The organism is Acinetobacter sp. NIPH 284, assembly GCF_000369425.1.
In the GTDB taxonomy this organism is placed as follows: domain Bacteria; phylum Pseudomonadota; class Gammaproteobacteria; order Pseudomonadales; family Moraxellaceae; genus Acinetobacter.
The window spans coordinates 425,325-445,998 of the sequence record NZ_KB850009.1 but is presented as its reverse complement, the minus strand read 5'-3'; the positions used below and the strand labels follow the sequence as shown (position 1 = coordinate 445,998).

The 20,674-nt window shown below is 42.3% G+C and carries 16 protein-coding genes and 1 pseudogene; 10 read left to right on the top strand and 7 right to left on the bottom strand.

What is annotated here, in order from left to right; genetic code table 11:
* Positions 1–3 precede the first annotated feature (3 nt).
* Positions 4–147, top strand: coding sequence for a methionine/alanine import family NSS transporter small subunit (locus F908_RS15370; protein ID WP_004659683.1), 144 nt, complete (start codon positions 4–6; stop codon positions 145–147).
* 49 nt (positions 148–196) lie between these two features.
* Here F908_RS15370 and rsmB read toward each other — a convergent pair whose 3' ends face one another.
* Positions 197–1,504: a 16S rRNA (cytosine(967)-C(5))-methyltransferase RsmB gene (gene rsmB / locus F908_RS03020; protein ID WP_005157130.1), complete on the bottom strand. Its 1,308-nt coding sequence runs from the start codon at positions 1,502–1,504 to the stop codon at positions 197–199.
* Positions 1,501–2,463 carry a methionyl-tRNA formyltransferase gene (gene fmt / locus F908_RS03015; RefSeq protein WP_005157128.1) on the bottom strand — a complete coding sequence of 321 codons (963 nt, stop codon included), beginning with the start codon at positions 2,461–2,463 and terminating at the stop codon, positions 1,501–1,503. Before fmt ends, rsmB begins: the two co-directional genes overlap by 4 nt.
* 210 nt (positions 2,464–2,673) lie before the next feature.
* Here fmt and ilvD point away from each other — a divergent pair, with 210 nt between their 5' ends.
* Positions 2,674–4,503: a dihydroxy-acid dehydratase gene (ilvD, locus tag F908_RS03010; protein WP_005157126.1), complete on the top strand. Its 1,830-nt coding sequence runs from the start codon at positions 2,674–2,676 to the stop codon at positions 4,501–4,503.
* 164 nt (positions 4,504–4,667) lie between these two features.
* Positions 4,668–5,954, top strand: coding sequence for a hypothetical protein (locus F908_RS03005; RefSeq protein ID WP_005157122.1), 1,287 nt, complete (start codon positions 4,668–4,670; stop codon positions 5,952–5,954).
* Positions 5,955–5,984: 30 nt separating this feature from the next.
* On the opposite strand, the gene F908_RS03000 is transcribed toward F908_RS03005, so the two are convergent.
* The 3 genes from F908_RS03000 to F908_RS02990 all read right to left on the bottom strand — a co-directional run bounded on the left by F908_RS03000 (position 5,985) and on the right by F908_RS02990 (position 10,965).
* Positions 5,985–7,280, bottom strand: coding sequence for a solute carrier family 23 protein (locus tag F908_RS03000; RefSeq protein WP_005157119.1), 1,296 nt, complete (start codon positions 7,278–7,280; stop codon positions 5,985–5,987).
* Positions 7,281–7,575: 295 nt separating this feature from the next.
* Positions 7,576–10,257 (bottom strand): phosphoenolpyruvate carboxylase, encoded by a 2,682-nt coding sequence (gene ppc, locus F908_RS02995; RefSeq protein ID WP_005157117.1) that lies wholly within the window; start codon positions 10,255–10,257, stop codon positions 7,576–7,578.
* A gap of 84 nt (positions 10,258–10,341) precedes the next feature.
* Positions 10,342–10,965, bottom strand: a complete 624-nt coding sequence (locus F908_RS02990; protein ID WP_005157114.1) for a TetR/AcrR family transcriptional regulator — start codon at positions 10,963–10,965, stop codon at positions 10,342–10,344.
* A gap of 153 nt (positions 10,966–11,118) precedes the next feature.
* Here F908_RS02990 and F908_RS02985 point away from each other — a divergent pair, with 153 nt between their 5' ends.
* From F908_RS02985 to F908_RS02955, 7 genes are all read left to right on the top strand, one after another.
* Positions 11,119–12,219, top strand: a complete 1,101-nt coding sequence (locus tag F908_RS02985; RefSeq protein ID WP_005157107.1) for an efflux RND transporter periplasmic adaptor subunit — start codon at positions 11,119–11,121, stop codon at positions 12,217–12,219.
* Between the two features lie 2 nt (positions 12,220–12,221).
* Complete coding sequence (locus F908_RS02980) at positions 12,222–15,350, top strand: efflux RND transporter permease subunit (protein WP_005157104.1); 3,129 nt, start codon at positions 12,222–12,224, stop codon at positions 15,348–15,350.
* A gap of 132 nt (positions 15,351–15,482) precedes the next feature.
* The gene (locus F908_RS02975) at positions 15,483–15,860 is read left to right on the top strand and encodes a hypothetical protein (protein ID WP_005157101.1); all 378 of its coding nucleotides are present in this window, start codon (positions 15,483–15,485) and stop codon (positions 15,858–15,860) included.
* Between the two features lie 143 nt (positions 15,861–16,003).
* On the top strand, positions 16,004–17,122 hold the full coding sequence (gene dnaJ / locus F908_RS02970) for a molecular chaperone DnaJ (protein WP_005157098.1): 1,119 nt from the start codon (positions 16,004–16,006) through the stop codon (positions 17,120–17,122).
* Positions 17,123–17,235: 113 nt separating this feature from the next.
* Entirely contained in the window at positions 17,236–18,057 is an 822-nt protein-coding gene (gene dapB, locus F908_RS02965) for a 4-hydroxy-tetrahydrodipicolinate reductase (protein WP_004659711.1), read from the top strand.
* A gap of 96 nt (positions 18,058–18,153) precedes the next feature.
* Positions 18,154–18,801 (top strand): START domain-containing protein, encoded by a 648-nt coding sequence (locus F908_RS02960; protein ID WP_005157093.1) that lies wholly within the window; start codon positions 18,154–18,156, stop codon positions 18,799–18,801.
* A gap of 298 nt (positions 18,802–19,099) precedes the next feature.
* Positions 19,100–20,002, top strand: a complete 903-nt coding sequence (locus F908_RS02955; RefSeq protein WP_005157090.1) for a LysR substrate-binding domain-containing protein — start codon at positions 19,100–19,102, stop codon at positions 20,000–20,002.
* Here the strand turns inward: F908_RS02955 and F908_RS02950 are convergent.
* Positions 19,950–20,360, bottom strand: a complete 411-nt coding sequence (locus F908_RS02950; RefSeq protein ID WP_034602572.1) for a hypothetical protein — start codon at positions 20,358–20,360, stop codon at positions 19,950–19,952. The two genes, F908_RS02955 and F908_RS02950, sit on opposite strands and share 53 nt — an antisense overlap.
* Before the next feature lie 89 nt (positions 20,361–20,449).
* Positions 20,450–20,674 (bottom strand): annotated as a pseudogene (locus F908_RS02945) (IS4 family transposase); the annotation flags it as partial.

Below are 20,674 nucleotides of genomic sequence, written 5' to 3'. Positions count from 1 at the left end.
GTTATGAATACTTCAGCAATCGTGATGATGATCATTTCAATGGTGTTTTTATGGGGCGGACTTGCTTTGTCGATTCTGCACTTAATGAAACATCCAGAAGAGTTAGATGATGTTTTAGAAGAAGTTAAAGATCATCATACGCTTTAAAATAGATTCAAAAACAGCAGGCTTTGAAGCCTGCTTTTTTTTATTTTGATTATGCCAATTTTTTAATTCGGCAATAATAGAAACCATCGCCAGAGTGCGCAGACGGTAATAATTGGCGACCATAAGTCTGTTCAATACCCCAATCCGCATTGATTTTGATTTCTTCGGCATTGGCATGTGCGGCGAAGAATGCCGCCATTTGCTGTTCATTCTCAGCTTTTAGAATGGAGCAGGTGATATACAACAACGTTCCACCAACTTTGAGTTGTTGCCACATTTGTTGAAGAATCTGTTTTTGTAATTCAACCGTTTGTGCGATATCGGTTGATTGTCTTAACAGACGAATATCCGGATGGCGACGAATCACACCTGTTGCAGAACAAGGCGCATCCAGCACGATACAATCGACGGGTTCTGGTGCCTGCCAAGTGGTGGCATCAGCGGTAATAATCTCGACATTGTTGTCATTTAAGGCAAGACGTTCTAAATTTTCAGAAACACGCAATAAACGTTTGGCATCATGATCCAGCGCAATCAGTTTTTGAGGGTTAAAGCGCTCAAGAATATGCGCAGTTTTGCCACCTGGTGCAGCACAGGCATCGACAACAACTTTATTATCTAAGTTCGGTAAAAGCATCGCGCACAATTGGGCATGTTCATCCTGAACAGAAAAACCACCTTCTTCAAAACCCGGTAAATGGGTAATATTGCCCGTTTGTTCCAAAACAATACCCACATCTGAAAGCGTGCAAGCACGAGCATCAATCTGCTCTTCGTCCAAAATCTCTAAATATTCATCACGACTGACTTGGCGTTGATTGACGCGCAGGGTGAGTGGCGCCACTTGTTTTAAGGCTTGGCACAGATGCTCTGCTTGCTCAGGCCAATCTTTTTTGATTCGTTTGAATAACCAACTTGGTAAACCATGTGTATTATTCAAAGCTATTTGAAATTCATCTGTTTCACGTGAAACACGACGCAGAATCGCATTCACCAAACCACTCATTGGCTCGAAACCTAATTGCTTAGCAGCATTTACAGTTTCCGAAATTGCAGCATGTACAGGAATACGGGTACATAAAATTTGATATAAGCCAAGATATAAACAACTTTCTAATGCTTCATTGTCTAACGGTTTGGTGAGCAATGGTAAGGTAATGGCTTTTAATGAAAACCATTGGCGTAAACAACCTAAAGTAAGCTCATGATATAAACCACGGTCACGTTCAGAAACAATATTGATATGTTGATTTAAAACGGAAGACAAAGATTGCCCATTTTGAACAGCCAAAAGTGTTTTGATCACTTGCGCACGCAGGTTCAAATTTTTTGCAGATGATTGATTCGATTGGCTCATGGGAGAATTTGTCCAAGATGTAATTTTTGAGTTTGGGCAATTTGGACAGCATTGAGCGCTTTACCACCTGACCACTGTAAACTGGTTAAGCACACGACACTGTTTTCACCACAAGCGACATGTACGCCTTGCTTATCAATTGCAAGAATTTCACCTAATTGAGCATTTGCTTTGCTGATCTCGGAGCGCATTGAACTCCAAACACGTAAGGCGTTATTTTCATCTAATTGAATAAAAGCCACAGGCCAAGGGTTGAACGCACGAATATTGCGGTCGATTTGGATTGCAGTTTGTGTCCAATCAATACGTGCTTCTGATTTCACTAATTTATGTGCATAAACCGTCAGGGATTCATCTTGAACTTCACGTTTGGCAATAAATGATTGCAAACTTTGCTCAGATTCAAGCACGGTACAAATGGCTTCAGCACCTTGAGTTGCCAACTTGTCATGCAATGTGGCAGAGGTATCTTCGGCCGTGATTGGGCAATAGGTTTTATACATCATATCGCCCGTATCTAGCCCAGCCGCCATTTGCATGATGGTGATACCTGTTTCAGCATCTCCAGTCGCGATGGCACGTTGAATTGGCGCAGCACCACGCCAACGAGGCAGCAATGAGCCGTGAATATTCAAACAGCCGTACTTTGGGGTATCTAAAACCGCTTGCGGTAAGATTAAACCATAGGCTGCAACCACCATCACATCAGCGCCTAGAGCAGCGAGTTCTTGTCGAGCTGCCAAGCCTTCTTCGGTAGACGCTTTAAAATTCAAAGGTTGGTAAACGGGTAAATCGTGTTCAAGTGCAAGTTGCTTTACAGGCGATGGCGTTAATTTTTGTCCACGTCCTGATTTACGGTCAGGCTGGGTATAAACCGCGATAATCTGGTGTGGGGTTTTTAATAATGCCGCCAATGCGGTTGCCGCAAATTCAGGCGTACCAGCAAAAATGATCTTCACAAAGATAATCCACAGAAAATTTGCCCCAAATTATAAGCCAAAAAGCCATTAGCCCCTAATTAGGTGAAAGGAATTGTCTTTGAACAAAAAAGATAGGTTCGCCGGTCATCAGTTAAACGATAACTTGTAGTATGATGGGAAAAGCTCAGTATCATTTCGCCAGAGAGAATGTTCTATTCTTCTCGAGCACAAACTTGTTGGGAATCAAAAATGCCTGATTATCGTTCAAAAACATCAACACATGGAAGAAATATGGCGGGCGCGCGCGGTTTATGGCGTGCGACTGGTATGAAAGATGAAGATTTTGGCAAACCAATTATTGCGGTGGTCAACTCATTTACCCAATTCGTTCCAGGTCACGTGCATCTTAAAGATTTAGGGCAACTGGTTGCACGAGAAATTGAAGCTTCTGGTGGTGTCGCAAAAGAATTTAATACCATTGCCGTGGATGACGGGATTGCCATGGGGCATGACGGGATGCTGTATTCATTGCCATCACGTGATTTGATTGCGGACTCAGTTGAATACATGGTCAATGCCCATTGTGCCGATGCAATGGTGTGTATCTCGAACTGTGACAAGATCACACCGGGAATGCTGATGGCTGCAATGCGCTTGAATATCCCAGTGGTGTTCGTGTCTGGCGGTCCAATGGAAGCGGGTAAAGTCAAATTCCGTGGTGATGAAAAGGCAATCGACTTAGTTGATGCCATGGTCGTTGCAGCAGATGAAAGCTATACCGATGAAGAAGTTGCAGCATTTGAGCGTTCGGCATGTCCGACGTGTGGTTCATGTTCGGGTATGTTTACTGCAAACTCAATGAACTGTCTAACTGAAGCTTTGGGTTTATCATTGCCGGGTAATGGTTCTATTGTTGCAACTCACGCTAACCGTGAAAAATTGTTCTTAAAAGCGGGTCGTTTAGTGGTTGAACTAGCGAAACGTTATTATGAACAAAATGACGACAGCATTCTGCCACGTTCAATTGCAACCAAAGCCGCTTTTGAAAATGCGATGACTTTGGATATTGCAATGGGTGGTTCTACCAATACCGTATTGCATTTGCTTGCTGCTGCACATGAAGCAGAAGTTGATTTCACTATGGATGATATCGACAATTTATCTCGTAAAGTACCTGTATTGTCTAAAGTTGCACCTGCAAAGTCGGATGTGCATATGGAAGATGTACACCGTGCTGGGGGTATCATGGCGATCTTGGGTGAACTCGATCGTGCTAACTTACTGAACACCTCTTGCTCAACGGTACATGAGCCTACTCTGAAAGATGCCTTAGACAAGTGGGATATTATCCGCACTGAAGATGCAGATGTTTATGAGTTCTATCGCTCATCACCGGGTGGTGTTCCAACTCAAGTGGCATTCTCACAAAACCGTTATTATTCAACTTTGGATGGTGACCGTGAGAAAGGTGTGATCCGTAATGCTGAACATGCTTTCTCTAAAGACGGTGGTTTGGCAGTCCTTTATGGCAACATCGCTTTAGATGGCTGTATCGTTAAAACAGCGGGTGTAGATGAATCGATTCTGAAATTCACCGGCACAGCACGTGTTTTTGAAAGCCAAGATTCAGCGGTTGAAGCAATCTTAGATCATAAAATCGTTGCAGGTGACATTGTTGTGATTCGCTACGAAGGTCCACGCGGTGGTCCAGGTATGCAAGAAATGTTGTACCCAACCAGTTACTTGAAGTCGAAAGGTTTGGGTAAGGACTGTGCGTTGATTACTGATGGTCGCTTCTCTGGTGGTTCTTCAGGTTTATCAATTGGTCACGTGTCTCCAGAAGCAGCGGAAGGTGGTGCAATTGGTCTGGTTGAAGATGGTGATACTATCCAAATTGATATTCCGAATCGTACCATTCACCTTGATGTTGATGATGCAACCATGGCGCACCGCCGTACAGCTCAAGAAGCCAAAGGTTGGCATCCAGCGGAAGAGCGTAAGCGTAAAGTTTCAAAATCTTTGAAAATTTATGCTTTGCATTCAACCAGTGCTGCGAAAGGTGCAGTACGCGTTCTGTAAACTATTGCTAAGCGACAATGTTTATCATCCCTCTTTATTACGATAAAGAGGGACTTTTTTCTGATTTTATAAGATACTCATTATACTTATTTGCTCACTTGTTTGAATTCAAGTTAGAGAAAGCTTATCCATTCATCACTTTATAATCATTAGAGGCGATCGACATGTCTTTGTTACGTCGTTGGTTTGATCCCATCCGATCGAGTTGGTTCTATCAAAAACCTTCTCGTCAGGCGGTGTTGCCCACGGAACAGGGTTTAAGTATTTACCTGCGTTTAGACGATGTTTATAGCTATCTTGCAGTACAACAGCTTGATCAGCTCAATGAAATTTTGAGTGATGAACTAAAACCTTTAAAAGTGATTATTTCAAGACAGGGTGCTGAGCCTCCTAATGGTATGTCAGAACAAGATTGGCAGAGTTATTGTTTGAATGATGCTAAAATTCTCGCCAAACAACATCGGTTTGGTTTCGATGAAACTCCTGAAATACCTAGTCCAGAAGCATTACAACAAGCAGAAATAATTCTAAAAAATACCCCTCTGAGAGAACACAATTTTTTACATTTACTCGAAGATGTATTCCACATGTTATGGCAACAACAATATGGGAAATTACGTACTCTTTATGCGATGGCAAGTCAGCATCAAACACCTCAAGATTATCCTGAACGTATTTTTAAAGATGTGCCTGTTGCAGCCAGTTACTTCGAATTTGGTGAGCGTAAATATCAGGCCGTTGATGATTTATTACGCCTTACACGCCGTTTGAAACAACAAAAATTACTCACCGGAAATCCAATTTTTCTGATTAATCATATCGAATGGCGTGAGCATCTCATTAATGACGGTGAGTCACTGACAGAAGTCCAAAGCTTACATCCAGAATTAGATCTGTATATTGCACTTGAAGACCCGATGAGTTGGCTATTATTGGCTTATATCAAAGAAGAACTGGCCAATTATTATAATATTCAATTGAGCGTTTATCCGCTGAGCTATCATGGGCGAGATTGGTTTGACTGGAGTTTGGCGACCCGTGTTTCCAAACGTACACAGGTGGCATTCACCCCATTCTGTCGGCCTACTAAAGAAGCAACTTATGAAATGGCAAAACTATTTTATAGCGTGCCTGAAGAAGAACAGATCGATTGTATTCATGAGATATTGCAAGGTGTTTGGACGCGTGGCAAAGATCTTTCTTTCAAAACCCACTTTCAACGTATGCAGAAGCGTTTAGAGATTGACAACATTACCGAACAGGATGTTGAAGCTTTGTTGAAACAGAATGATGAACTCTGTCAGCAAAAGCATCAGCCAGATTTTCCTGTACTGGAATTACGTATAGATGGACAGAGCTATGTTTTTAATAGTTTGTATCGAGTTTGGATGATTGAAAGTATTATCAGCAATGTTTTGGAAGATAAATATAAGCAGGAAAGTCGGGAATAAATAAAAAGGCAGCCGAAGCTGCCCACGATGCTAATGTTTATCTTTTAAACTGAATAACAGGTTCAGGAAAATCGCAGCAAAAGTTGCGGTTCCAATTCCCCCTAAATTAAAGCTACCAAACAGTAATTCAAAGTTACCTGCACCTAAAATAATAGTGACAGATGCAACAATAAGGTTTTTATTATTAGAAAAATCGACTTTATTTTCGATCCAGATTTTTGCACCTGCAATGGTAATTAAACCAAATACTACGATCGAAGCACCCGTAAGGACTGCTGTCGGGATCGTACTAATCACTGCGCCAAATTTAGGAGACAGACCCAAGAAAATTGCAAATACACCAGCGATTACAAACACAATCGTAGAATAAACACGGGTGACTGCCATCACACCAATATTTTCACCATAGGTGGTCATACCCGGTGCACCAACACTACCCGATAACGTTGTGGCCAAACCATCCGCAACAAAAGCTTTACCCAGTTGAGGTGTAAGATCTTCACCTGTCATTGAACCGACTGCTTTGATGTGACCTAGATTTTCAGCGACTAAAATCAATGCAACGGGAGCAATAATTAAAATTGCATTTAAATCAAAAGTTGGGTGTGAAAAAGTTGGGATGCCAAACCATGGTGCTGCTGCGATTTGGGAGAAATCAATCGGTTTACCAAATCCTAGAATATTTGTTGCAACCACATATACGGCATAAGCAATCAATAAACCCACTAACAGTAATAAACGTTGTAATAAGCCCTTGGTAAATACAGCAATAATGCCCATGCTTAATACAGTGATGAGTGCCATCCACATTTCAAAAGGCTGTCCAGCAACGCCTTTAATAGTAACGGGTGCAAGGTTCAGACCAATAATCATCACCACAGCGCCTGTGACAACAGGTGGCATGAGTTTCTCAATCCAACGCGTGCCTGTGAGCATGACCGCAAAACCGATCAAGGCATAAAAAATACCACAGGCAACAATTCCACCAAGCGCAACTGCAAGGTTTGGATTGGCTCCTGACCCAGTAATATGACTAGTTGCGGCTGCAACGACACCAATAAATGCAAAGCTTGAGCCTAAATAACTTGGAACACGACCACCCGTGATCAAGAAGAAAATAATAGTACAAATCCCTGACATTAAGATGGCAAGGTTAGGGCTAAAGCCCATCAGAAGGGGGGCAAGAACAGTTGCACCAAACATTGCAAATGCGTGTTGTACCCCTAATACCGCACTTTGTAAGGGAGGTAAATATTCATTTGTCGCGACAGGGCGATGATCAATCTTTCCCTGATACGGCTGCCATTTTGGAAACCAATTTGACATAGATGAGACTCATTATGTGATATCAGCGGGTATGATACCCTGTCTTAAAACGAGCTTTCACCTATAAGTCATTGAGAATATTGCCAGATCATGTTTTTTTGCGTCTGTATTTTTACCTTTTGGTAAAATGTATTTCAAAATAAACTATCGTATTTATTATTTATTTTATTCGCCTAATTTAAAAAACCTACGGCTAATATTTAAAAAAATTTTCTAAATTTTTTTTCTAAAAATGGAATATTTTGCCAATTTTGCCATCAACACATTTGATTTATGTTGATGGCAAGGTCTTTATTTAGCCAGTATTGCGCAAACCTGCCGCAATCCCTGCAATACTGACCATCAGGGCATGATCGACAGGGCTATGTTCAGTTTGGTGCTGTGCCAGATATAAACGTCTACGCTTCATCAGTTCCGCCTGTAATAAATGCAGAGGCAATAAATATGGTTTCCGCACCTGCATGGATTGATCAAGCACTTCATTATTACTTAAAAGCTTAGACTCACCTTTAAGACTGAGCAAGGTATCTACGGCATTTTGTAGGCGTTGGCGTAATTCAACCCCCAAGTTTTTTAAGTCCTGATCTTGGGTGAGATGAGATTCATAGTACAACGCAATATCTGCATCAGATTTGGATAAAACCATTTCCAGCATATCAATTAAAGTTTGGAAATACGGCCACTGTTCAAGCATTTCATTTAAGGTGTTTTGGTGTTGTCCATGTACCTGATTGATCGCCGTGCCTGTACCCAGCCATGCAGGCAGCATCAGGCGAATCTGGGTCCAGGCAAACACCCACGGAATGGCGCGTAGTGATTCAATGCCACCACTAACTTTGCGTTTGGCTGGGCGTGAACCAAGCGGTAGCATTTGTAATTCTAACTCAGGTGTGACCGTGCGTAGATAACTGACAAAATTCGGATTTTCACGTACAGTTTGTCGATAAACCTGTACCGATAAATCAGTCATTTGATTCATTAAGTCTCGCCATTGTTTCTTTGGCTCTGGCGGTGGCAATAACGTTGCTTCTAAAGTTGCCGCTGTATAGATTTCCAAATTTTGTAGCGCGATGCCTTCTAAACCAAATTTAAAGCGAATCATTTCACCCTGTTCAGTGACACGAATTGCTCCAGAGATTGAGCCTGGTGGCTGTGAGAACAATGCTTGTTGTGTTGGTGCACCGCCACGACTGATTGAACCGCCACGACCATGAAATAGAGTCAATTGCACCCCATGTTCTCGAGCGACAGCGGTGAGTTCTTCTTGCGCACGATATTGTGCCCAGTTCGCAGACATAAAGCCCGCATCCTTTGCCGAGTCTGAATAGCCGATCATCACTTCATGTTTGCCTTGAATATGCTGTTTATACCAATGCATATTGAATAAGGTATTCATGGTTTTGGCTGCGCCATCAAGATCTTTTAAGGTTTCAAATAAGGGCACCACTCGAAGAGGATGTTGGATACCAGCTTCTTTTTGTAAGAGTAAAACAGCTAAGACGTCACTTGGATATTCTGCCATCGAAATAATATAGGCACCCAAGCTCTCAGCTGGTTGTTCAGCCAAAGTGCGCATGGTCGCAAAGACTTCAAGCACATCAGGATGTTGAATCAAGCTGCCTTCGGGTTCATTGAAATATTTAGGCAGTAAAGGGCGTTTACTTTGTAGTTCCTGAATCAGGAAGTTTTGACGAGCCTGTTCAGTCCATGATTCAAAATTGCCTAGACCTAGATATTCAGTAATCGCTGAAATGGCTTGACGATGTCGACCTGATTCTTGGCGAATATCGAGTTTGAGTAACTCAATTCCAAAGCAATTGATTCGGTATATAAAATCAAGCAACTGGCCATTGGCGATTTCAGCGAGGTTACTCTCGATTAAGGAGCGATAGCAGAGTAATAAGGGCTGTAATAATTCATCTTTATTTCGAATGATCTGACTATCATCAGCTTCATGGCCTTGTAAGCGTTGCCCCAACCAATAGCGGGTGGCTTTTAAACGTTCACGGGTGTCACGCAGATATTCACGATACGGTTCAGGGTGTTCATAGCCTAATGCTTGAGTCAGTTCCTCAGAACAACTTTGAATGGACAGTTCCCAACGCAGATTTTCAATATCACGCAAATACAAATCAGCAGCTTGCCAACGTGATAACCATAATACTTCTTGGGTGACTTGATGGGTGACATTGGGATTGCCATCACGATCACCGCCCATCCATGAGGCAAAGCGAATTGGTGCGATATTGAGCGGTAAGTTTTGTTCACAATGCTGTTGAGTCAGTTCATTCAGCTCACGAATAAACTTAGGTACGGCATTCCACAAAGTTTGTTCAATTGTTGCAAAGCCCCACTTTGCTTCATCGACAGGGGTCGGGCGATGTTGGCGAATTTCGTCTGTCTGCCAAGCTGAACTGACCAATTGTTTCAGGGTGGCGATGGTTTGTTGGCGTTCACGAGGTGTTAGTTTTTGCTGATCCAGTTGAGATAGGCAATCGGTAATATCATCATATTTTTGAATCAAGGTACGACGACTGACTTCGGTTGGATGCGCTGTGAGGACCAATTCAATTTTTAAATCGCAGATTTGTTCGAATAATTGTTTTGAGTTGATCTGTTCAGTTTTGAATTTTTCAAATAAATGTGACAAAGGATTTGGATTAGGGGCTTGTTCGTCAAACTCAGCCTGACGACGATTACGCACTACATGATATTGTTCCGCAATGTTGGCGAAATTGAGAAAATGTGAGAATGCGCGAGTCAGTGGCAAAATCTCTTCATCTTTTAAACCGAGAAACAATTGTTCGAGCTGTTTTTCTGCCTCGATCTGGCCGTCACGTGCACCTTTGGCTAATGTGCGAATTTGTTCAATCTGATTAAACAAATCTTGCCCAGCATGTTGCTTTAAGGTCTCTCCAAGTAAATTGCCGAGTAAGCGGACATCTTCACGTAATGGAGCAGTGATTTGCTGAATCATTCTAATTCTCCTGTTGTTCTCACTCGACTATAGCGCGATTGGGAGACATTCCAAGAGCAGAACGTAAAAAAATGTGAATTTTATCTAATTTTTAGGTTGATATTTAAGCAAAAAAATCTCGATGGCATGTTGAATGATCTGATCGATTTCATCCGCCGTGGGCACTGGGACTAGACCCAGTAGCACCTGTTGATGACGGATACCTAACATCAGCGAGATGATTAGCTCTGTTTGCTTGAGTGGCGCGTCTGCCTGAATAAATTTAAAGGCGATCGCTTGCTCAAAAAAACCACACCAGACATGACACATCCGTGTGTGTGAGGCATCAAAAAACTGTTGGGTGAGGGGGCTTTGTTCAGCCGCGAGTTCAAACAGCACCCGATCCAGCTTCATCGCTTCAGGCAGGTAAATAATGCTTAAGGCACGCTGACACATTAAATATAGTGCCTGCCTAAAGTCGGACTCAGGTGTGAGTTCAAACTGTTTCGCCCGAATGGACTCTTCACAGCTTTCCTCGATCGCACAGATAAACAGGTTAGCCTTGTCCTGAAAATGGTTGTACACCGTGAGTTTAGTCACGCCTGCTTCTTTGGCAATCTGATTCATATTGGTGGCGTGGTAACCCATTTTTAAAAAAATAGATTTTGCAGCCTGTAAGATTTTGGCTCTTTTTTCTAAATCTTTAGGGCGACCACTGTGAATTTGCACGTTAGCTGTCTCATTTAATTCAATTCAAAATCAAAATGCTAGATTTAATTTTTAATTAGTGTACTCGTGGGTATATTAATTAAAAAATAAACAATCTATCATAATGTTCATATTGTGCCTTAAAAAATCAATTTGAATAAGAGCGAAAAAGAGATGAATCTGCTAAATCATGTAATTGTGGGGTTGCTCGTACTCAGCAGTGTCACTTTAACAGCATGTCAAAAAGAGCTTCCCAAGACAGAGGAAATTCCTTATGTCATGGTGACGCAGCCGAATACGAATCATATCGATCAAAAAAGTTATGCAGGTGATGTTCAAGCCAAGCAACAAACCGCATTGGCATTTCGTGTTGGGGGGCAAATTACCGAACGTTATGTTGATGTGGGTGATCGGGTCAAAGTCGGACAGGTTTTGGCTAAACTAGATGTCAAAGACGCACAATTGCAAATGAACGCTGCCAAAGCGCAATTGCAAAGTGCTGAAGCAGCAGCAAAAATTGCGGCTCAAGAATATCAGCGTTATCAACAGTTATTACCTGTCAATGCAGTGAGTCGCTCACAATTTGATGCGGTGAAAAATCAGTATGAATCTGCTCAAGCAGGGTTACAGCAAGCGCGTTCTAATTATGAAGTGTCTTCAAATCAAACCGGTTATAACCAACTTATTTCGAATAAAAATGGCGTGATTACTCAACGTCAAATTGAAATTGGACAAGTAATTGCGGCAGGTCAACCGGCCTATCAACTCGCAATTGAAGGTGAGCGAGAAGTCGTGTTTGGCGTACCTGAGCAGGCCGTCAGTACCATTAAAGTCGGGCAACCTGCTTGGGTCACTTTGTGGTCTCAGCCAGAAGCACGTTTTGCAGCAAAAGTCCGTGAAGTGTCACCCGCTGCAGACCAATCGCGAACATTCACCGTGAAAGTTTCATTGCTTGAAGGGCAATCGAGTATCCAACTGGGGCAAAGCGCTCGGGTATTCTTTGTCGAAAATGAAAATAATGTATTGAGTGTGCCCTTATCCAGTGTTACTGCCAATAACCAACAAGCCTATGTCTGGGTCGTGAATAGTAATCAAACCTTACGTAAAGTCCCAGTGACGTTGGGTACTTATGGGCGTGACAGTGTGCCTATTCTGTCAGGTCTAAAAGCTTCAGATTGGGTTGTGGTTGGTGGTGTGCATCTATTACGTGACCAGCAAAAAATTCATCCTGTAGATCGTGATAATCGCGCAGTCACGGTTAAAACAGGAGGTTAAGCATGAAATTTAACCTTTCAGAATGGGCGCTTAAGAATAAGGGCATCATTCTCTACTTTATGCTGTTACTCGGCATTGTCGGGGTGATGTCGTATTCCAAGCTGTCACAGAGTGAAGACCCACCCTTTACGTTCAAAGTGATGGTAGTACAGACCTATTGGCCAGGCGCAACCGCACAGGAAGTTGCAACGCTGGTGACAGATCGTATTGAAAAAGAACTGATGACCACAGGGCAATATGAAAATATTCGGGCATATTCACGGCCTGGGGAGTCTATGGTCACGTTTATTGCTAAGGATTCCTATCGTTCTGAGCAGATTCCTGACGTTTGGTATAACGTGCGTAAAAAGGTCAATGACATTCGCCATCAATTGCCCAATGGCGTGCAAGGCCCATTTTTTAATGATGAGTTTGGCGATACCTTCGGCAATATCTATGTTTTAACGGGTAAAGATTTTGACTATGCGGTAATGAAAGAATATGCCGATCGTTTGCAACTACAACTGCAACGGGTCAAAGATGTCAGCAAGGTTAATTTGGTGGGTCTACAAGATCAGAAGATCTGGATCGAATTATCCAATACCAAAGCTGTTCAGCTCGGTGTCCCTGTCACAGCCATTCAGGAAGCGATTCAGAAGCAAAATGATATGGCAGGTGCAGGTTTCTTTGAAACAGGTACAGACCGTATTCAAATCCGAGTTAGCGGACATTTACATAGTGTCGATGACCTGAAAAAGATGCCGTTGTTGGTGGGTGATAAAACCATTCAATTGGGTGATGTTGCTGAGGTCTATCGCGGCTTTAGTGAACCTGCTCAACCACGTATGCGTTTTATGGGTGAGAATGGGATTGGCATTGCGGTGTCCATGCGTAAAGGTGGGGACATCATTGCATTGGGCAAAAATTTAGAAACCGAATTTAACAGTCTACAAAAAAGCTTACCTTTGGGCATGAAACTGCAAAAAGTTTCAGACCAACCTGTTGCAGTACAACGTAGTATTCAAGAGTTCTTAAAAGTTTTAGCTGAAGCGGTCATTATCGTTTTATTGGTCAGTTTCTTCTCACTCGGTTTTCGTACAGGGCTTGTTGTTGCATTGTCGATTCCATTGGTTTTAGCAATGACCTTTGCTGGAATGAGTTTATTTGATGTCGGCTTACATAAGATCTCATTAGGCGCATTAATTCTTGCGCTGGGTTTGTTGGTCGATGATGCCATTATCGCCGTGGAAATGATGGCGATTAAAATGGAACAGGGTTACAGTCGATTAAAAGCGGCAGGTTTTGCATGGCAAACCACCGCTTTTCCAATGCTCACAGGTACATTGATTACCGCAGCAGGCTTCTTGCCAATTGCCACGGCACAATCTGGAACAGGTGAATACACACGTTCTATTTTCCAAGTCGTGACGATTGCATTGATCGTTTCATGGATTGCTGCTGTTTTATTTGTTCCTTATTTAGGTGAAAAATTATTACCTGATTTCACCAAACAGAATCAACAAGCGGCATGGTATTTACGTTTATGGGCAAGGTTACGCAAGCAACCTGCACCAGTGGTTGAGTCGCATGGTCAGCATCATGATCCTTACCAATCCAAGTTCTATCAATCCTTCAGGCATATCGTCGAAATCTGTATTACCTATCGTAAAACGGTGATTGCTATTACGGTCGGTATCTTTGTATTGTCTGTTGCGATGTTTAAGTTGGTACCGCAACAATTCTTCCCACCATCGAATCGTGCAGAAATTCTGGTGGACTTAAAACTGGAGGAGGGGGCTTCACTAACGGCGACAGAACAAGCAGTACATAAGGTAGAACAATTCCTATCCAAACAAAAAGGGATTGATAATTATGTCGCTTATGTTGGAACAGGTTCACCACGTTTTTATTTACCTTTAGACCAACAACTCCCACAAGCCAGTTTTGCTCAATTTGTAGTCTTGGCTTCGTCTCTTGATGATCGTGATGAAATCCGTCGCTCTTTAGACAAGCAGATTAAGCAATTATTGCCACAGGTTCGTACTCGTGTGTCTTTACTCGAAAATGGCCCACCTGTGGGTTATCCATTGCAGTATCGGGTCTCAGGTGAAGATCTGGCAACGGTTCGGGCAGAGGCACAAAAAGTGGCTAAAGTTTTAAGTGAAGATCCCAATACAACCAACGTACATTTAGATTGGGGTGAGCCAAGCAAAATTATTGCAATTGAAATTGACCAAGATCGTGCTCGTCAAATGGGTGTTTCCAGTGTTGATTTGGCTAACTTCCTAAACGCTTCTGTGACAGGGGCGGTGATGAATCAATATCGTGAAAAACGTGAACTCATTGAAATTCGTTTACGTGGTGATAAGTCAGAACGTGTTGAAGTGGCTTCGTTAGCAAATTTAGCTGTGCCAACCACCAAAGGCACCACTGTACCTCTAGCGCAAATAGCAAAAATTGAGTCACGTTTTGAAGAAGGTCTGATTTGGCATCGTAATCGTCTACCAACGATTACAGTTCGCGCGGATATTCGAACCAATTTACAACCTGCAACAGTGGTTCAGCAATTGGCAGACAAAATGCAAGCTTTACGTGCTGATTTACCCAATGGTTACTTAGTGGAAGTCGGTGGTACGGTTGAAGAGTCTGCAAAAGGTCAAAATTCGGTGAATGCAGGCATGCCATTATTCTTGGCTGTAGTGATGACTTTGCTGATGATTCAATTACGTAGTATGTCACGCGCAACGATTGTTTTATTGACAGCACCTCTTGGTTTGATTGGCGTTGTTGCATTCTTACTTTTGTTCAATAAGCCTTTTGGTTTTGTCGCGATGTTAGGGACAATTGCTTTATCTGGCATGATCATGCGTAACTCGCTGATCCTGATTGACCAGATTGAGCAGGACATTCAGGCAGGGCATGAACCGTGGGACGCGGTGATTGGTGCCACCATGCGCCGTTTCCGCCCAATTGTGTTAACCGCACTTGCCGCAGTACTTGCGATGATTCCATTATCACGCAGTATTTTCTTTGGTCCGATGGCGGTTGCGATTATGGGTGGCTTGATTGTGGCTACCCTGTTGACCCTGTTTTTCCTGCCTGCACTCTATGCGGCGTGGTTTAAGGTCAAGAAAGCAACACATCTATCATAATTATTTTGTGAATAAAGGTGCGAAATATTGAAAATTTCAATATAGTAGCACCTATATTTTAAGACCAAAAAATAATTGAATTTCATTGCATGACTGGTTTAGCAAAATGCAGTGAATGAGGTGATCTAGAGCATGGGGCAAGACAATATTGAGCAGCATCGCCGTTATGTGGCGATTTCGTACGTGTTCATGTTTCTTGCATTATTTACAATCGTGTTTGCAGTGTTTGCGTATCTGCTGGCACGAAAAGTTGCGACTGCGAATAATGCTGAAGTATGGATACACGCGCATGCACTGTGGATTATGCGTAATGTGCTGCTGTTTATTCTGATGGCTTTCTTTGCTGCCCTATGGTTTATTCCACTGTTCTTTTTTGCATGGGATAGTGCATTGTGGGTGACAGGAATGACCGTTGCAGGTGTGATTTTCAGTGCAATCGCATGGTTGTTTTTATTAAATGCATGGATCAAAGGTGTTGCTAAGTATTTTAAAAATAAAGCGGTATTCTAATTTTATCGCTTTTTTATTGTGCTAGACCTTGTAAATTTATAGTAGTGCCCATACTAAGGCTCTGTTGACTTTGTTAATAAAATGTCAACAGAGCTTATTTATTTGTAGAGATTGAACCAATTCCGTGAGGAGCATCGCCAACCATGGCTAAACGTGATTATTATGAGGTTTTAGGCGTTTCGAAAACCGCAAGTGATGATGAGATTAAAAAAGCCTATCGTAAGTTGGCGATGAAATATCATCCAGATCGTAACCCAGACAATGCTGAAGCGGAAGAAAAGTTTAAAGAAGCAGCAGAGGCTTACGAAGTACTTTCTGATGGCGAAAAACGCAGCATGTATGATCGTGCTGGTCATAGTGCTTTTGAAGGCGGTTTTGGTGGCGGCGGTGGCTTCGGTGGTGGTTTTAGTGCAGAAGACATCTTTAGCCAGTTTGGTGATATTTTTGGTGGTGCTTTCGGTGGTGGCGGTGGTCGCCAACAGCAACGCCAACGTCGCGGCTCTGATCTTCGCTATGTGATGGAATTGACGCTTGAAGAAGCAGTCAAAGGCGTGAAAAAAACCATTACTTTTACTGCACCAGCGCCGTGTGAAAGCTGTGATGGTAAAGGTTCTAAGAATCCAAATGATGTTGAGACGTGTCGTACCTGTCATGGTGCTGGTCAAGTACGTATGCAGCAAGGTTTCTTCTCGGTTCAACAAACTTGTAGTACTTGCCGCGGTCAAGGCAAAATTATCAAAAACCCTTGTAATACTTGTCATGGTTCTGGCGTTGCCGATCGTCAACAAACGCTTGAAGTCACTATTCCTGCAGGTGTGGACAACGGCGATCGTGTTCGCTTAACAGGTAAAGGTGAAGCGATTCGTGATGGTCAAGCGGGCGATTTATACGTTGAAGTCGTAGTTCGTGAACACGAAGTCTTCCAACGTGACGGTGCAGATCTCTATATGGATGTACCAGTCAGTATTGCTGATGCTGCATTGGGCAAAGAAATTGAAATCCCGACGCTTGATGGTCGTGTCAGCTTAAAAATCCCAGAAGGTACTCAAACAGGTAAGCTATTCCGCTTACGTGGTAAAGGTGTTCGTCCTGTACGTAGCAGCATGGTCGGTGACTTATTGTGCCGTATCGTGGTAGAAACACCTGTGAATTTAAATAGTCGTCAACGTGAATTGTTGAAAGAATTACAAGCGTCGTTAGATGGTGATGGTCATGCTGCATCACCAAAGAAAAAATCTTTCTTTGATCGCTTGTTTGATTAATTAGCATCAATAAAAAACCTGCTGCGGCAGGTTTTTTTATGGGAATTTTTTAGCGTAGACACAGAGTTTTGCTATAGTAGCTCAATTGTTTAAATAAAAGACTAGGAAAAATTATGTCGACTTCTCCACGCATTGGAATCTTGGGTGCAGGCGGACGCATGGGGCGTATTCTGATTCAAGCAGTACAACAAGCAGGCTACCAACTGGCAGCAGCTGTTGAACGTCCAGAAAGTAGTTTGGTGGGTGCAGATGCAGGGGAACTTGCAGGGATTGGCAACATCGGCGTCAAGATTGTGGGAAGTTTAAGTGAAGTTTTAAAAGACTGTGATGTCGTGATTGATTTCACTGCGCCTGTTGCCACTGAACAACACTTAAAGTTATGCCGTGAGGCAGGTGTTGCAATGGTGATTGGCACCACAGGGATGTCGGATGAACAAAAGGCTTTCTTAGATGAAACCGCAACACAGACTCCAGTCGTTTATGCTGCTAACTATTCAGTTGGTGTGAATGTTTCAATCAAATTATTAGAGCTTGCAGCGAAAGTGTTTGGTGATAGCGTTGATATCGAAATCATCGAATCACACCACCGTCATAAAGTGGATGCGCCATCTGGTACTGCATTTATGATGGGCGAGGCGATTGCAGATACTTTAGGTCGTGACTTGAAAACGGATGCTGTGTATTGCCGTGAAGGTCATACAGGTGCTCGTGAGCGTCAAAGTATTGGCTTTCAAACCATTCGTGGTGGCGACATCGTCGGTGAACATACCGTGATGTTTATTGGTGAGGGTGAACGTGTTGAAGTCACACATAAAGCGACCAATCGAATGAATTTTGCTTCAGGCGCTGTTCGTGCGGCTGCATGGGTCGTCGGTCGCGAAGCTCGTAAATATGATATGAAAGATGTTTTAGGCTTTAACGAGATTGAAGTTTAAAAGGTACTTTTTTTGTACTATAAAAGAGCTTGTTGAGCTTTCTTTCTGATAGAGATACAACAAGCTCTCACCATCATTACAACAATTGAGCATGACATGAATAAAAAGCATATTGTTCTTGCTACACTGCTAAGTGCGACAAGTTTAGTCGTCAGTGCCGCAGAAGCACCTAAACTGAGTTTACATCGCAATAATATTAAAGTTTGGACCTACCAAACAGAGAATAATCCGGTCTTTCAGTACAAAGCAGAAACGACTTTTGATGTGCCTTTGGAACGGGCAGTTGCGGTAGTACTTGATGTTGAGCGCACACCCCAATGGGTGCCTTATGTTGCTAAGGCACAGCTTTTGTCTCGGGATGAAAAGAAAGGGGAATTTACCCTGTATATGCTGTTAGATTTCCCATTTCCTTTGAAAGACCGTGATCTGGTCATTAAAGGCAAAATGAATAAAAATGCTGATGGCAGTATTAGTATTAAGAATAACGCGATTAAAAATAGTTACCCTGAACAACCTGATGTGATTCGTTTGAATCAATATACAGGAGATTGGACGTTCCAAAGACTTGCCAATAATAAGGTTAAAGTCATGACTAGTGGTTATGCCGACCCAGCAGGTTCGATTCCATTGAGTTTTGTGAATATGTTTGTGCAGCAGCAACCGTATCAAATGCTGATGAAGATGAGGAAAGAAATTTACAACCCATTATATGCACAGCCACATTTGCCTGAATTGCTTAAATAAATCTAAGAGTGAAAAGCCTGATTCAATCAGGCTTTTTTATGCACTGATACATTAGCCAGCTTGCCACCGAAGGGATGAGCAAACTCGAAAAAACCATCCCTATCCAGACCAGCATCCGGATGATAAAGGTCGGTGAAGCAGGATTAAACTCAACCAAATTGAGCGATACACAGATTGTTCGCTTAATCTTTTTCACTATTCTGTTGATGGCTGCAATTTTGCGATGATTATTGTTGCTAAAAAATAGATGAATTTGCAAAATATAGTTGACTAAATATCAATAATTAACGAGGTGGCAATGAAATCTACGGTAGAAGAACTACTTGCTTTTATGACCATTGTCGATACAGGATCGTTTATTGCTGCTGCTGAGCGGCTTGGACAGACGGCATCGGGAATGAGCCGCTCTCTCAGTCGTCTAGAGTCAAAGCTTGGAGTCACCTTGCTAGAGCGCACGACTCGAAAGTTAAAACTGACCCAAGAAGGACAACAATTTTTACAACATGCGCGTAAAATTCTCAGTGATTTAAGTGCAGCTGAAGAAGCTCTAGAAAAATCGGATCAGGATACCTCGGGTGTGATTCGGATTGACTCAGCCACGCCGTTTATTCTGCATGTCATTACGCCATTGGTACATAAGTTCAGACAAAGTTATCCCAATATTGAGATTGAGCTGAATAGTAATGATTTAGTGATAGATCTATTAGAACATAAGACTGATGTGGCGTTTCGTTTTGGTGAATTACATGATTCCAGTCTGCATGCGAAATTGGTGTGTAAAAGCCGAATTTATATTGTAGCCAGTCCTGAATATTTACAGCGTAAGGGGAGACCTGTACAAGCTCAGACATTAATTGAGCATGATGTGATTGGCTTCACCCGTCCCACTTATATCAATACTTGGCCCATTAAAATTGATGGTGAGTATTTTCAAGCCCAACCGAAAGTAAAAGCATCGAGTGGCGAAACTGTTCGACAACTCTGTTTGCGTGGGCAGGGCATTGCCCGATTATCAGAATTTGAAATCTGGCAGGATATGAAAGAAGGGCGCCTTGAAGCACTATTTGAAGATCAGATTGAGCAGTCTTATCAAAGCATCCATGCTGTGTATTATCAACAAGCGCATTTGCCGAAACGGGTTCGCTTATTTATTGAGTTTTTGACTGAGCAGTTAAGTCATGGATTTTCTGTTTGCCAATAGCTGTTTCGGCAAGTTTGAGTTCTAAAACTTGAACAAGTTGTCCAGTCGGTTGTTGTACTGCAACTTTGACCTGTTGCTGTTGTTGCGTGCATTCAATTTTGACCGTTGGCAGAAAGTTACTTGAGAGCATCAGGCCATTTTCATTGGGTTTCTTATAGGTCAGTTTGATGATACGGGTCTGCTCAGGGGCTTCACTTTTCTCCATTTTCCATAATTCATAGGTCGATTGGTTTTGAATTTGCAGATATCCCTGTGAGAGTGATTTACACACTTGTTGTTGCTGATAAGTGGACTGGTCAGTCAGATTGCAGCCTGTAAAAAAAATTATAGAAAATATAAATAAGATATTGTTTTTCATGTTCTTATCCTTTGTTAGTTGATTTTTATAGCTTAACGGTGTTGTATTAACCAATACAGATACAGAAATTTCTCTGTACACGACAAATTTCATAGAGCCCTTGTCCTATCAGGCTTTTTCTTTCTTAAAATTGCGAGCACTTTCTTAAATTCTTCTTTTTTTCCAAAACCAATCAAACGTAGAATAGCCATCTGAACATAGTCTAAACCGTATCGAAATAAACTGACTGAAAGTCGTCCATGCTTCTTTATTTTTATCGCTTTTTTTCGATCATGTTGCCATTCACCTGTTAAATAGCACCAACAGAAACCGAT